Below are 12,621 nucleotides of genomic sequence, written 5' to 3' on the forward strand. Positions count from 1 at the left end.
TTTCACGTGAAACAGTTCGTGTTTCTTGATTTCAACGACAAGTGTTTCACGTGGAACATTACATATTTTTATATAACGTAATGGCGAATTGTTCTTTGTTTCGCATGAGTTCAGCCTCACTCTTTTTCTTGTCTTTGTATCCCAAAAGATGAAATAAGCCATGACTTAAAACCCGATTTAATTCTTCTTCTAATGGAAAGTTGAATTGAGTGGCGTTTTCCTTAACACGATCGAAACTGATAAATATATCACCCTCTATTTCTCTTTCTTTTTCTGAATTGTCAAAGGTTATGATATCGGTGTAGGTTTTGTGTTGCAGGTAATTTACATTGATTTGATAGAGATATTCATCCGAGCAAAAGATATAATTCAAGTCTTTAATTTTATATCCTTCAGAATCTGCGATAGAATTTAACCATTTTTTCCGTTTGAGCTTTTGAGGAAGATCAAAGCCGGAATCCTCGTCAAAGAAATGAATTGCCATGATTAATCCATGTAAAATGATAATATGGCCCTTTTTCCATCATTCTCAAATTTTACCTCGTCGGTCAGATGTTTGATTAAGAAAATACCTCTGCCACCTGGATTAGCTATATTTTCAGGGGCTGTTGGGTCTGGCAAACTTTCCATGTCAAAACCCGAACCCTCATCCTCAATCACGAACAGAAGCTGATCATCCTCAGCTTTCAGCTCTAAGTGCACCAATTTTTCTTTATCATTTTTGTTTCCGTGAATTATTGCATTGCTGATGCATTCTGTCACAGAAATCATAATATTCCCATAGATGTCATCGTTGATCTCAAACTTTTCCCGAGCATTGTCGATAAAGCTTTCAATCATTTTAATGTTTTCGATCAAAGATGGTATAGAAATTTTTATAGAATTCATTTCGATTATATTCTATGGGTTAGATACAATTGTCTTTATTCATTGATTTCAAGGGCGATTGGACAATGATCCGAATGAATAACATCCGGCAAAATTAACGCACTTTTCAATTTTTCTTTCATGGTCTCCGTAGCCATGTGATAATCTATTCTCCAGCCTAGATTCTTAGCTCTCGAATTTGCACGATAGCTCCACCAGGAGTATTGATGTGGCACTTCAGGATTAAAATGCCTGAACGTATCGATGAAGCCTGATTCGGTAAACTTGTCCATCCAAGCTCGTTCGTCCGGTAAAAATCCAGATGAATTTTTATTGGATATCGGATTATGGATATCTATTGGCTTGTGACAAATATTATAATCTCCACTAAGGATAAGATTGGGCTGGGTATTTCTCAAATCCTGCATGTAGCCATAAATGTCATCCAAAAACTCATATTTGAAATCTTGTCTAATATCACCTGTGGTTCCAGAAGGAAAATAGGCCGAAAGAAATGAAAAGCCTTCAAAATCAGCCTGAATTATTCGGCCTTCATCATCATACTTATCTAATCCCATTCCTACTTTAATGGATTTAGGTTTGATTTTGGTAAATATCGCCACCCCAGAATATCCCTTTTTTACAGCTGGAAACCAATGCAACTCATAGCCTAGATCTTCGAACACTGATCGATCTATTTGGGAAATATCTGCCTTAAGTTCTTGAATACCAATGATATCGGGGTTTTCTTTTTGAAGCCAATCAATAAAACCCTTATTGATAGCTGCCCGGATACCGTTGACATTGTAGGAAATTATTTTCATCAATTAATCTCTATTTGGTACTCTTTTTCAAAATATTCCAAGACCTGGATTTTCAAGAGCTTTTCCTGCTCCAAGATATCGAAGTGAGGAAGCTCTTTAATCAGTTTCCAATGTGGCCATCCGTCTTGATCGGTATATTCTAGTTCGTAGAAACCTGCATAACTCAATACTTTGCAAATGGCAATATGCATTAAATCTTGCTTTTGTTCCTTTGAAAAGGTTTTTATTCCTTTTCCAAGTTCCTGAACTCCAATAAGAAACAATACGCCATTTAGATCCTTTGGTTTTTTTCCAATGGTTTCTTCCAGACCTTCCATCAACCGGCCCCATCGTTTTTCTAACTCAAGATCTCTTTTAAACATTGTTACTTATTGATTTTCAAGCTCTTCCCAGTATTCTACGGCTCTTCTTAAATGAGGAATTACAATCGATCCACCAATCAGGGTGGCAATAGAAAATACCTCAAAAATTTCGGCTTTGGTTAAACCGACGTCCTGACATTTACCCAAATGATACTTAATACAGTCGTCGCAGCGCAAAACCATCGAACACGCCAGTCCGATCATTTCTTTGCTTTTGACATCGAGTTCACCCTCAGCATAAGCATTGGTGTCCAGGTTGAAAAAACGCTTAATCACCTTATTGTCAGCAGCCATGATCTTTTCGTTCATCTTGGCCCTGTAATCATTGAATTCCTCTATTGGATTCATTAAATTAATGGTTTAGGAAATAGATTTGCAAATATACTGCTTATAAACCAGCAGATTGAATAACCGAGAATTTAGGCTATGCGTTTACTTTTGCTAAAAGATTTTTTGGATCTGATTTTTCCCGTCAATTGTCCGCTTTGTCAGACGGCTCTTTACGATTGGGAGGATAGTTTATGTACGGTTTGTAGAGGAAATCTGCCCATTTCCAGCCATTATCTCCGTCCCGAAGACAATGATTTGACCGCAAAAATTGAGGGTTTGACCCGAGTCACACGGGCCATGGCATTTTTGAAATTTACCAAAGACGGACAGAGTCAACAGCTTCTTCATTTATTGAAATACCGGAATCGACCGGATTTGGGTATCGCCTTGGGGAAATGGTTTGGACAAACCTTGGAGTCTCAAGATTATGTCAAAAAATGGGATATGATCTGTCCTGTTCCCCTTCATCAAATGAAAAAAAAGCGCCGAGGTTACAATCAAAGTGAGGAATTTGCCAAAGGATTGGCTCAAAGCTTGAATTTACCGGTAGAAAATTTACTGATCCGCAAAGTTTTTACCGATACGCAGACTAAAAAATCCCGACTGGAGCGCTTGGAAAATGTATCTCAAGTATTTGATATTCAAACTGGTATAAATATTTCAAACAAGAATATTCTTTTGGTTGACGATGTTATTACCACCGGTGCTACACTTTGCTCCTGTGCGAATATGCTTTTGGCTAATGGTGCAAAAAATGTAGATTTGGCTACCATCGCTGCTGGTGGAAGAATCTAACATCATCATGACCGATATCGAATTTCTAAAATATCCCATTGGAAAGTTTAAGCTCCCCAGCCCTCCTACTGAGGATACGCTCAAAGAAGCTATTGAATCGATCCATAGCTTGCCAAATTTACTAGAGCAAGCAGTGATTTCTTTGGATGATTCGAAGCTGGATACGCCATATCGGCCTGGAGGATGGACGGTTAGACAGGTGGTGCATCATTTGGCAGATAGTCATATGAATGCTTACATCAGATTTAAATTAGCGCTTACAGAAGAAAACCCCACGATCAAACCCTATGATGAATCTGCCTGGGCTGCTTTGCCGGATAGTCAGCTTTCTATATTACCGAGTCTTGAAATTGTAAAATGCACCCATTTCAAATGGTCCTTTCTAATGGAAAATATGAGTAAGCAGGATTTTAATCGGACGTATTTTCATCCCGAAAACAATAATTCTCCAAAACTCTCTGAAGTCACTCACATGTACAGCTGGCATGGGACGCACCATCTGGCACATATTCAGCATCTAGCGCTTCGGAATAATTGGTTAACTCAGTAATTTAATTTTCCCATGAATATTTCTCTTAAAAATCAGCGAATTTTAGTTACTGGGGCATCGCGTGGAATAGGCAAGGCAATCGCCAGACAGCTTTCAGAATCCGGGGCTGAGGTGATTATTCATTATAATTCCAACCGATTCGAAGCCGAAAAACTTCTGGGACAATTGAAAAATCCGGCTTTTATCGAGCCTTGTGATCTTTCTCAGTCCCGGGAGGTCGTTGGCTTTATTCCAAAATTGACTGAAAAATACGGTCCTTTGACCGGATTGGTAAATAATGCTGGGATTTCACCCGCAGCTCCAGATTCTCTTCCCACCTCAGAATGGCTGGATATCTGGGAAAAAACCATGACCGTAAATGCTACTGCGGTGGGAATCCTTTGTAAAGAATTTGTTGATCAGGCCAAAATCCAAAACGAAGGAAGAATCGTAACAATTAGCTCCCGTGCCGCTTTTCGTGGAGATACGACGGATTATTTGGCTTATTCAGCTTCTAAAGGGGCATTGGTCAGTTTGACTCGCTCCATTGCCAGGCATTATGGAAAACAGGGAATCAAAGCTTTTCTGGTTGCTCCGGGCTTTACCCGAACGGATATGGCTACCAAAATCCTAGCTGAATACGGAGAAGAATTTGCACTCAATGATATTGCGCTCAATGAATTGACCACACCCGAGGACATAGCACCCATGGTCACACTACTTTGTTCCGGTCTTGCCGATCATGCCACAGGAACATCAATTGACATCAATGCCGGTTCATACGTAAGATAAAATGACAAAAGAGGAATTTCGTAAGCAGGCCCATCTTCTGGTAGATTGGATGGCGGATTATTTGGAGGAAAAGGAAAACTACCCGGTTACACCCGCCGTCAAACCCAAAGATATTTTTCAGCAAATTCCCCCTATGGCTCCGGAGAAGGCCGAAAGCTTTGAGCGGATCTTTGATGATTTCAAAACGATTATTTTACCGGGGATGACTCATTGGCAGCACCCCTCCTTTTTTGCGTATTTCCCAGCGAATAATTCTGAGCCTTCGATTTTAGCTGAAATGCTGATGTCCACGCTTGGTGCTCAGTGCATGTCTTGGCTGACTTCTCCTGCGGCTACCGAACTCGAAGAGCGGGTATGTGAATGGCTCCGTGATGCAAAGGGAATTGATGCTACTTGGAAAGGCGTCATTCATGATACGGCGAGTACGGCGACGCTCAGTGCGATTTTGACTGCAAGAGAAAAAGCAACCCAATTTCAAATCAATGAAAGAGGTTTTACGAATGAGCAAACGTTCCGGATATATTCCTCTTCACATGTTCATTCCTCTATCGATAAGGCTGTGAAAATTGCTGGAATTGGGGTTCAAAATCTGGTTCGAATTCCAGTAGATGAGGAATTTGAGATGATTCCTGATGAACTCGAAAAAGCGATTTTAGCTGATAAAAAAGCCGGATTTTCGCCGCTATGTGTGGTTTCGGCATTGGGGACGACGAGCTCCACTGCGGTGGATCCAATAGATGAAATTACCCAAATCGCCCAAAAACATGGCCTTTGGCATCATATCGATGCAGCTTTTGCCGGCACCGCTTTGCTTTTGCCCGAATTCCAACATCTAATCAAGGGACATCAAGGAGCGGATTCCTACGTTTTCAATCCGCACAAATGGATGTTTACCAATTTTGACTGCACAGTGTTTTTTGTGCGAGAGCCGCAGTATTTGGTCAATACTTTCTCCTTGACTCCGGAGTATCTCAAGACGAAATTGGACGATCAAGTCAATAATTATCGGGATTGGGGAATTCAGCTGGGTCGTAGGTTCCGGGCGCTAAAGCTTTGGTTTGTCATCCGGACGTATGGATTGGAGGGAATTAGGCAGAAACTTCGACATCACTTGGATTTAGCCCAAAAAGCTAAAAATTGGATCGAAAATGAACCCGGATTGGAGATATTGGCTCCGGTAAATTTCAATACGATTTGCTTTCGGATGAGTGATGACCATCAATCTCTGGATCGTCAAAACCAACTCAATGAATCCTGGATGAATCAAGTCAATGCTACAGGAAAAGTATTTTTTTCCCATACTAAACTAAATGGGAAATTTGTCATTCGCTGGGTTATCGGACAATCAGACGTCGAGGAGAAACATATCCTTGCTGCCTGGAGTTTGCTTCTTGAAGAACGAAAAAAGCTGCTTGCTGAGCAAATTACCTGAAAATGCCTGCCAAAGACCCCGTTTTAACTCCGGAATTGATTAAGATTTTAAAGATCTTTGGTCTGGGTTCGATTCTGCTGGTTATTACACTTTCTTTTTTTGATTCTCATCGGGCTTCCAATTCAGGAGAGGATTTAACTTTTCGGGTTTCAGACTCAGCACGCTTGTATTTTCTAAATCTTAAGGCAATCAATTATGACCGGGAAATCAGAAAGGACGCTGGAATGACTCTCTATCGCCACAATGGTTTTTTGGAAAATGATTCAGTTCCAGGCTTGCATTTGATTATCATCATCAATCCGCTTATCGATGAAGGATATATTTATTTGGAGCCGGTTAATTTGGAGTTTCCTTTTTTCATAAAAAAAGCGGGAAGTGATGCTTCTACGATTGAATTGGTCAATGGAAATAAATTTGATCATCTTAATCAATTAGAAGCGATTTTACCTTGGATAGAAAGTGAGGCAAAACTGGAATTAGTTGTCAAAGATCAAAAAATTCCACTTTGGCAATCCGAATCCGAAAAAGACGCCTTGAAATCCACTTTGGAGGACTATTTTAGACTGCTTCAAGATTAATTATTGTGCAAATGTCAACACCACCATTAGATTTTTTCAAATCCCAAACTGGAAAAATCCTCGACAAAACTCCCTCTGCAGCAGGTAATTGGCTTGCAGGAAAACTAATAGAAATCGAAGTTGGACAGATCAGAGTTCAATACACTGTCAGGCCGGAGATGTGCAATCCTGTCAAAATTCTTCACGGCGGGGTGGCTTCCCTGATGCTGGATGATGTCATTGGGATGGCCAATTTTGTTGCCGGTTCAGAATATCTGATGACGAGTATTAATCTTTCGGTAGATTTTTTGTCTTCAGCCCAAATTGGTGAAGAATTGGAAGTTTCGGCAAAATTAATTCGCTCAGGAGCGAACCTAAACCATTGGGAAGCCGTAATCTCTAAAAAGTCTGGCAAAATCGTTGCAAAAGCCAGCAGCAATATGATCAAAACACACCTTAAATTAAAGGATTTAGGGTTTTAAACCATTTTAAACAATTAAGTTTTATTCTATGAAGAAAGGAATACTTCTCGCTTTTTTTAGCGTCGTTTCGTTTTTAGCTTTTTCCCAAACCACGGTTTCATTTCACCAAAGCAATTTGCCTTTTATTGGCGTCAATACCCAATTGGGTGAGCGCTGGATTCCGGAATTGCGTGTTGGAACGGATAATTTTGTGGAGAATCTCAGTTTGGAACTGGTCGGAAACTACATGGTCAAATCAGACGAGGACAAGCAAATCTACGTAGGCTTGGGAGCCCGGGTCAATTTTCTTGATGGATTGGTGGTCCCTCTTGGAATCAATTACTATCCTTTTGCTAAAAAGGATTTTGGTTTTCATATGGAGGCAGCTCCGATTATTGCAGTCAATGATGGACTGTTACTCCGTGGTTCTTTTGGGATCAGATATCGTTTCCTCAAAGAATAAGTTCGATTAGAATTGCTCCAATTTGACCATTAGATCCCAGACGGCGATCCCCAGTGATACAGAGATGTTGAGCGAGTGCTTGGTCCCAAGCTGTGGGATTTCGAGCACTTGGTCGCATTCCTGCAAAACGGCTTGCTCCACGCCAAAAACTTCATTTCCGAAGACTAAGGCGTACTTATTTTCTTTTTGAGGCGTAAAATCATTTAGCATGATCGATTCATCGACCTGCTCCAGGGCACAAATTTGATAATGATCAGCTTTGAGTTTTTGGACGGCGTCTAAGGTATTCAAGCAATATTCCCAATCCACCGATTCAGTCGCGCCAAGAGCAGTTTTTTGAATATCCCGATGTGGTGGTGTACCGGTGATGCCGCAGAGGTAAATTTTCTCAATCCGAAAGGCATCTCCTGTTCGAAAAGCCGAACCGACATTATTCAGGCTGCGGACATTGTCCAAAACCAACACAATCGGGGATTTTTCTTCTGCTTTAAATTCTTCCACTGAGAGCCTTTCGAGCTCGTCCATGCTTAATTTCTTCATCTTTTTTGATCTACCTTGCTTATGGCTTATTTTCAGACTTTATTCACAGCCCCAAATTTAAAAGAAATATAAGCCGACCTATGAGTAAGTCCAAAGATGGAAAAGAAACTCCACTGATGAAGCAATACAATGCGATCAAGGCAAAGCATCCCGGGGCCTTGCTGTTGTTTCGTGTGGGGGATTTTTATGAGACTTTTGGGGAGGATGCGATCAAGGCTTCAAAAGTACTGGATATAGTCCTGACCAAACGTGCAAACGGGGCCGCTTCCCATATCGAATTAGCTGGTTTTCCCCATCATTCTCTGGACACCTATCTGCCAAAATTGGTACGTGCCGGAAATCGCGTTGCCATTTGTGATCAGCTCGAAGATCCCAAATCGGTCAAAGGAATCGTCAAGCGTGGCGTAACGGAACTGGTCACTCCCGGATTATCCTACAATGATCAGGTGCTCGACACCCGAAAAAATAACTATTTGGCATCGATTCATTTTGGAAAGGAAAAACATGGGATTGCATTTTTGGATGTTTCTACGGGGGAATACATGTGTGCCGAAGGAAGTGCCTCTTATATCGAAAAACTGCTTCAGAGCTTCGCGCCTGCGGAGCTAATTTATTCCAAAGCTGCCAAAAAAACAGCCGCCGAAGTTGTCAAGAGCGATTTTATCACCTTTCACTGTGAAGACTGGGTTTATCAGTTTGATTTTGCCTACGAAAAGCTCAAAAATCACTTCGAAACAGCAAATCTCAAAGGATTTGGAATCGAGGATCTGGAGCTGGGAATCACTGCTGCGGGAGCGATTTTGTATTATCTGGAGGAAACGGAGCATCGGGAGATTCAGCATATTTCGGCGATTTCTAGGATTGCGGAGGAGAAATATGTCTGGCTGGATAAGTTTACCATTCGAAATTTAGAACTGGTTTTTCCCCAGCATGAGGGCGGAGTTCCCTTAATTCAGATTTTGGATCAGACCATCACGCCGATGGGTTCGCGGATGATGAAAAAGTGGATGGTTTTGCCACTCAAGGAGAAATCACAGATCGAGGAACGGCTCAATGTGGTAGAGTTTTTCTACGAAAATCAACTTTTGATCGAAGAAATTATTGCTCAACTCCGTCACATAGGAGATTTGGAGCGATTGATTTCCAAAGTGGTCGTTGGTCGTGCCAATCCCCGCGAAATGAATCAAATCCGTAGAGCGCTGAAGTCGATTTTACCAGTGAAGGAATTGTTGAAAAAGCAGGAAAATGCCACATTGAAAAGGTTGGCTGATCAGATTTATCCCTGTGAGTACTTACTGGGAAAAATTGAGAAAGAGCTTCAGGAAGATGCTCCGATGCTGGTTCATCAGGGAGGAGTGATCAAGGATGGAGTGGATGCGGAACTGGACGAATATCGTGGATTGGCCAATTCCGGAAAGGATTTTCTAGTTCAGATCCAGCAGCGGGAAGTTCAAAACACAGGGATTACCTCCCTCAAAATCGCTTTCAACAAAGTATTTGGCTATTACTTGGAAGTGACTCATGCACATAAAGACAAAGTGCCCCAAGAGTGGATCAGAAAGCAGACCTTGGTCAATGCAGAGCGATACATTACGCCCGAGCTGAAAGATTACGAGGAAAAAATTCTCAATGCAGAGGAACGGATGATTGCTATAGAACAAAAGTTTTTTCAGGACTTGGTTCAGGAGGCGGCGCAATATGTCACGCAGATTCAGCAAAATGCACGGATTATTGGGACTTTGGATGCTTTACTGTCTTTTGCCGAGGTAGCATTGGGCAATAATTACTCACGTCCGAAAGTCTCCGATACCGATACCTTAGAAATCAAAGACGGAAGACACCCGGTTATCGAACAGCAATTGCCGCCGGGAGAGGAATACATTCCCAATGATATCTATCTGAATCACGATAGTCAGCAAATCATGATCATTACCGGTCCGAATATGGCAGGTAAATCGGCGCTTTTGCGACAGACGGCGTTGATCGTACTAATGGCTCAGATGGGAAGTTTTGTTCCAGCTTCTTTTGCAAGGATTGGGATTATTGACAAAGTCTTTACCCGGGTGGGCGCTTCAGATAATCTGTCCCGTGGTGAATCTACTTTTATGGTGGAAATGACGGAGACAGCGAGTATTCTGAACAATCTTTCGGACCGGAGTTTGGTGCTGATGGATGAGATTGGGCGGGGCACATCCACTTATGATGGGATTTCCATTGCTTGGTCGATTGTGGAATTTCTCCACAATCACCCCACTTTTAAAGCAAAAACCCTTTTTGCTACCCATTATCATGAATTGAATCAATTGACACAGGATTTTCCCCGAATCAAAAACTTCAATGTGGCCGTGAAAGAAGTGGGAAATAAGGTGATTTTTATGAGAAAGCTAAAGGAAGGGGGTAGTGAGCACAGTTTTGGAATTCACGTGGCCCAGATGGCCGGAATGCCTAATCCTGTGGTGCTCCGTGCTGCCGAAATCATGTCTCATCTCGAAAAAGACAAAGCTCTCCAGGAGAATAAAGATTCGATCAAATCTATTCCAAAGAATAATTATCAACTCAGTTTGTTTGAAATGGATCCTAATTTCAAAGAAGCTAAGGACTTACTCCAACAAATCGATATCAATTCCATTTCCCCGATCGAAGCGCTATTAAAGCTCCATGAAATCAAAAAGAAACTGGAATGATGAAACCGAGCATGATGGCCATCACACAGTGGAATGCCCTAATCTATCGGGGCAACCATGCGACCTGCCTGCCGCCTTTAAAGAAAAAATTATAGTCACATGAAAATTGGTTTTTATCTGTAAATTATCGTCGATTAACTGATGAGATTAATGGATAAAGTTTTACTGAAGGATCTTCGGAAACAGGACAAATACACCAAATTTTTTAGCGATTGGGCCAAGCAGGAGTTTAAAGCCCACCCTGACGAGAAGAAATTGGTCGAAAATCTCGAAACGCTGAGCCAAAATATCGGGATGAGAGAAGGCTTGATCATATGTTGTTTTGATTACCGAAATTTGGGTTTGGCTTTTTTTACCGGAGAAGTGGAGAATCTGACGGGTTATCCAGAGTCAGTTTTTCGAAAAAAGGGAATGGAGGCTGCCTTCACGATGATTCATGAGGATGATCGAAAGGAACTGTTTAATTTCCAAAAAATCGTATTCGAAGCCTTTCATCATCTCAGTCTTTCTGAGCGGCATACTTTTGAGTTTTCCTACACGACACGCTGGGTGCATCGCACGACACGGGAAGTCATCTGGGTAATGGGAAAAGTAAGACCGTATTTTATAGACGAGAAGGGAAATTTTGCGATGGACCTGCATATAATAGTGCAACTGCTGACTCCGCCCAAAGTCAAAGAATATGACTGGACTTACTCCTATACCAAGGATGAAGGGGGCCGGGTTTTGGTCAGTAAAAACTCACAGGGAAGTCGTGAGATCAATCTCACCAAAAAGGAAAAACAAGTGGTCCAATTGATCTTGGATGGTCATGGGTCCAAAGAAATCAGCGAAAGGCTCAATATTTCGATCAATACGGTTTTGACGCATCGAAAGAATATTTTGAGGAAACTGGGAGCAAAGAGTACCGCAGAAATGGTTAAGATTATTGCCTCGTATGATTTCTAAAGGCGCTTGAAAATCAGGGAACTGGAGAAATCAGGAGATTTTTTATAAAATTTTCCTTAGATAAACATTGTAAAAATCAAAGAGGAACTTACCTTTGCATCCACAAATAACTCAGATGATGATTTGAGTTTTGACATAAGCGAGAGTAGCTCAGTTGGTAGAGCACGACCTTGCCAAGGTCGGGGTCGCGAGTTCGAATCTCGTCTCTCGCTCCAATCAAGCCCTTGCAAAAGGGCTTTGTTGTTTAAGTAGCTCCGGAATATGCCGAAGTGAAGCCGGGATGGTGGAATTGGTAGACACGCAAGACTTAAAATCTTGTGTCCTTTTGGACGTGCGGGTTCAAGTCCCGCTCCTGGTACAGAAGCCTCGCAATTTTGCGGGGCTTTTTGTATTTTTGATCCAATAATCTTGTGTCCTTTTGGACGTGCGGGCCTGCCTGCATGGCGCAGTCAGCAGGTTCAAGTCCTGCTTAGGGTCTCTCCTTAGGAGGTAAATCCAAAACTTAGCAGAAATGCGGGGCTTTTTGTATTTTTAAGCATGTACACTGTCTATGCAATCAAGAGCAAAATCCGGAAATACATTTATATCGGAATGACAAGTGACCTTGAGGAAAGGTTACACCGGCATAATTCAGGGTATGAAAAAACGACCAAGCCTTATCGTTCATTTGAATTAATCTATCGCACTGAAAGAGAAACCAGAGAAGAAGCAAGGCTCGAAGAAAAGCGACTTGGATCTGCTACATTTGATTGGACAGTAAGTTAAGCCCCTTAACTTAGAACCAATGAAAGAAGGAACAAGAAGAAGTTTTGACAAGGAATTCAAGAAGATGGTTGTCCAGCTTCACAAGAGTGGTAAATCATCGAATGAGATTGGCAGAGAATTGGGTATTCCCGGAGACATGGTTCGCCGTTGGAGTAGAGAGTATGAGTCCAGTGGAGATCAGAGTTTTGCAGGTAATGGCAAGCCGATTCTGAGTGCGGAACAGCGGGAAATAGCCGAATTGAAGAAAGCCTTGAAAGAGGCCCAAATCGAAC

The 12,621-nt window shown here is 41.7% G+C and carries 17 protein-coding genes and 2 tRNA genes; 13 read left to right on the plus strand and 6 right to left on the minus strand.

Going from position 1 to position 12,621, the window contains the following annotated elements:
* Positions 1-58: 58 nt before the first annotated feature.
* Genes ybeY through BM043_RS07815 form a run of 5 tightly spaced genes read right to left on the minus strand, consistent with a single transcriptional unit; the run spans position 59 to position 2,401 of the window.
* Positions 59-484, minus strand: coding sequence for an rRNA maturation RNase YbeY (gene ybeY, locus BM043_RS07795; RefSeq protein ID WP_092790452.1), 426 nt, complete (start codon positions 482-484; stop codon positions 59-61).
* 2 nt (positions 485-486) lie between these two features.
* On the minus strand, positions 487-888 hold the full coding sequence (locus tag BM043_RS07800; RefSeq protein ID WP_092790455.1) for an ATP-binding protein: 402 nt from the start codon (positions 886-888) through the stop codon (positions 487-489).
* A 35-nt stretch (positions 889-923) separates the two neighbouring features.
* Positions 924-1,691 (minus strand): exodeoxyribonuclease III, encoded by a 768-nt coding sequence (locus BM043_RS07805; RefSeq protein ID WP_092790456.1) that lies wholly within the window; start codon positions 1,689-1,691, stop codon positions 924-926.
* Complete coding sequence (locus BM043_RS07810; RefSeq protein WP_092790458.1) at positions 1,691-2,053, minus strand: hypothetical protein; 363 nt, start codon at positions 2,051-2,053, stop codon at positions 1,691-1,693. Before BM043_RS07810 ends, BM043_RS07805 begins: the two co-directional genes overlap by 1 nt.
* Before the next feature lie 6 nt (positions 2,054-2,059).
* On the minus strand, positions 2,060-2,401 hold the full coding sequence (locus tag BM043_RS07815) for a carboxymuconolactone decarboxylase family protein (RefSeq protein WP_092790460.1): 342 nt from the start codon (positions 2,399-2,401) through the stop codon (positions 2,060-2,062).
* A 78-nt stretch (positions 2,402-2,479) separates the two neighbouring features.
* Here BM043_RS07815 and BM043_RS07820 point away from each other — a divergent pair, with 78 nt between their 5' ends.
* The 7 genes from BM043_RS07820 to BM043_RS07850 are packed head-to-tail and all read left to right on the plus strand — an operon-like array spanning position 2,480 to position 7,412.
* Positions 2,480-3,178, plus strand: a complete 699-nt coding sequence (locus BM043_RS07820) for a ComF family protein (protein WP_092790462.1) — start codon at positions 2,480-2,482, stop codon at positions 3,176-3,178.
* A gap of 7 nt (positions 3,179-3,185) precedes the next feature.
* Positions 3,186-3,728: a YfiT family bacillithiol transferase gene (locus BM043_RS07825; protein ID WP_092790517.1), complete on the plus strand. Its 543-nt coding sequence runs from the start codon at positions 3,186-3,188 to the stop codon at positions 3,726-3,728.
* 12 nt (positions 3,729-3,740) lie between these two features.
* Positions 3,741-4,499, plus strand: a complete 759-nt coding sequence (locus BM043_RS07830) for an SDR family NAD(P)-dependent oxidoreductase (RefSeq protein ID WP_092790464.1) — start codon at positions 3,741-3,743, stop codon at positions 4,497-4,499.
* A 1-nt stretch (position 4,500) separates the two neighbouring features.
* The gene (locus BM043_RS07835; RefSeq protein ID WP_092790466.1) at positions 4,501-5,931 is read left to right on the plus strand and encodes a pyridoxal phosphate-dependent decarboxylase family protein; all 1,431 of its coding nucleotides are present in this window, start codon (positions 4,501-4,503) and stop codon (positions 5,929-5,931) included.
* Between the two features lie 2 nt (positions 5,932-5,933).
* Positions 5,934-6,509, plus strand: a complete 576-nt coding sequence (locus BM043_RS07840) for a hypothetical protein (protein WP_092790468.1) — start codon at positions 5,934-5,936, stop codon at positions 6,507-6,509.
* Between the two features lie 11 nt (positions 6,510-6,520).
* Positions 6,521-6,970, plus strand: a complete 450-nt coding sequence (locus BM043_RS07845) for a PaaI family thioesterase (RefSeq protein WP_092790469.1) — start codon at positions 6,521-6,523, stop codon at positions 6,968-6,970.
* Positions 6,971-6,998: 28 nt separating this feature from the next.
* The gene (locus tag BM043_RS07850; protein WP_092790471.1) at positions 6,999-7,412 is read left to right on the plus strand and encodes a hypothetical protein; all 414 of its coding nucleotides are present in this window, start codon (positions 6,999-7,001) and stop codon (positions 7,410-7,412) included.
* 6 nt (positions 7,413-7,418) lie between these two features.
* On the opposite strand, the gene BM043_RS07855 is transcribed toward BM043_RS07850, so the two are convergent.
* On the minus strand, positions 7,419-7,952 hold the full coding sequence (locus tag BM043_RS07855) for an RNA methyltransferase (RefSeq protein ID WP_092790473.1): 534 nt from the start codon (positions 7,950-7,952) through the stop codon (positions 7,419-7,421).
* Positions 7,953-8,032: 80 nt separating this feature from the next.
* Here BM043_RS07855 and mutS point away from each other — a divergent pair, with 80 nt between their 5' ends.
* From mutS to BM043_RS07885, 6 genes are all read left to right on the plus strand, one after another.
* On the plus strand, positions 8,033-10,636 hold the full coding sequence (mutS, locus tag BM043_RS07860) for a DNA mismatch repair protein MutS (protein WP_092790474.1): 2,604 nt from the start codon (positions 8,033-8,035) through the stop codon (positions 10,634-10,636).
* Positions 10,637-10,786: 150 nt separating this feature from the next.
* Positions 10,787-11,584 carry a helix-turn-helix domain-containing protein gene (locus BM043_RS07865; protein WP_092790476.1) on the plus strand — a complete coding sequence of 266 codons (798 nt, stop codon included), beginning with the start codon at positions 10,787-10,789 and terminating at the stop codon, positions 11,582-11,584.
* 139 nt (positions 11,585-11,723) lie between these two features.
* Positions 11,724-11,799: transfer RNA gene (locus BM043_RS07870), tRNA-Gly, on the plus strand.
* A 59-nt stretch (positions 11,800-11,858) separates the two neighbouring features.
* Positions 11,859-11,942, plus strand: a tRNA-Leu gene (locus BM043_RS07875).
* 179 nt (positions 11,943-12,121) lie between these two features.
* Positions 12,122-12,349, plus strand: a complete 228-nt coding sequence (locus BM043_RS07880; protein ID WP_092790478.1) for a GIY-YIG nuclease family protein — start codon at positions 12,122-12,124, stop codon at positions 12,347-12,349.
* Positions 12,350-12,368: 19 nt separating this feature from the next.
* A partial coding sequence (locus BM043_RS07885) for a transposase (protein WP_143189494.1) occupies positions 12,369-12,621 on the plus strand: 253 nt, incomplete at its 3' end.

This window comes from Algoriphagus hitonicola, from assembly GCF_900113375.1.
In the GTDB taxonomy this organism is placed as follows: domain Bacteria; phylum Bacteroidota; class Bacteroidia; order Cytophagales; family Cyclobacteriaceae; genus Algoriphagus; species Algoriphagus hitonicola.

Bases quoted from the DNA above. Each gene is read 5' to 3' on its own strand.
- BM043_RS07855 (WP_092790473.1), bottom strand. From the start codon at position 7,952: ATGAAGAAATTAAGCATGGACGAGCTCGAAAGGCTCTCAGTGGAAGAA.
- BM043_RS07815 (WP_092790460.1), bottom strand. From the start codon at position 2,401: ATGAATCCAATAGAGGAATTCAATGATTACAGGGCCAAGATGAACGAA.
- BM043_RS07820 (WP_092790462.1), top strand. From the start codon at position 2,480: ATGCGTTTACTTTTGCTAAAAGATTTTTTGGATCTGATTTTTCCCGTC.
- ybeY (WP_092790452.1), bottom strand. From the start codon at position 484: ATGGCAATTCATTTCTTTGACGAGGATTCCGGCTTTGATCTTCCTCAA.
- BM043_RS07830 (WP_092790464.1), top strand. From the start codon at position 3,741: ATGAATATTTCTCTTAAAAATCAGCGAATTTTAGTTACTGGGGCATCG.
- BM043_RS07850 (WP_092790471.1), top strand. From the start codon at position 6,999: ATGAAGAAAGGAATACTTCTCGCTTTTTTTAGCGTCGTTTCGTTTTTA.
- BM043_RS07865 (WP_092790476.1), top strand. From the start codon at position 10,787: ATGGATAAAGTTTTACTGAAGGATCTTCGGAAACAGGACAAATACACC.
- BM043_RS07810 (WP_092790458.1), bottom strand. From the start codon at position 2,053: ATGTTTAAAAGAGATCTTGAGTTAGAAAAACGATGGGGCCGGTTGATG.
- BM043_RS07835 (WP_092790466.1), top strand. From the start codon at position 4,501: ATGACAAAAGAGGAATTTCGTAAGCAGGCCCATCTTCTGGTAGATTGG.
- BM043_RS07800 (WP_092790455.1), bottom strand. From the start codon at position 888: ATGAATTCTATAAAAATTTCTATACCATCTTTGATCGAAAACATTAAA.
- mutS (WP_092790474.1), top strand. From the start codon at position 8,033: ATGAGTAAGTCCAAAGATGGAAAAGAAACTCCACTGATGAAGCAATAC.
- BM043_RS07880 (WP_092790478.1), top strand. From the start codon at position 12,122: ATGTACACTGTCTATGCAATCAAGAGCAAAATCCGGAAATACATTTAT.
- BM043_RS07845 (WP_092790469.1), top strand. From the start codon at position 6,521: ATGTCAACACCACCATTAGATTTTTTCAAATCCCAAACTGGAAAAATC.
- BM043_RS07805 (WP_092790456.1), bottom strand. From the start codon at position 1,691: ATGAAAATAATTTCCTACAATGTCAACGGTATCCGGGCAGCTATCAAT.
- BM043_RS07825 (WP_092790517.1), top strand. From the start codon at position 3,186: ATGACCGATATCGAATTTCTAAAATATCCCATTGGAAAGTTTAAGCTC.
- BM043_RS07840 (WP_092790468.1), top strand. From the start codon at position 5,934: ATGCCTGCCAAAGACCCCGTTTTAACTCCGGAATTGATTAAGATTTTA.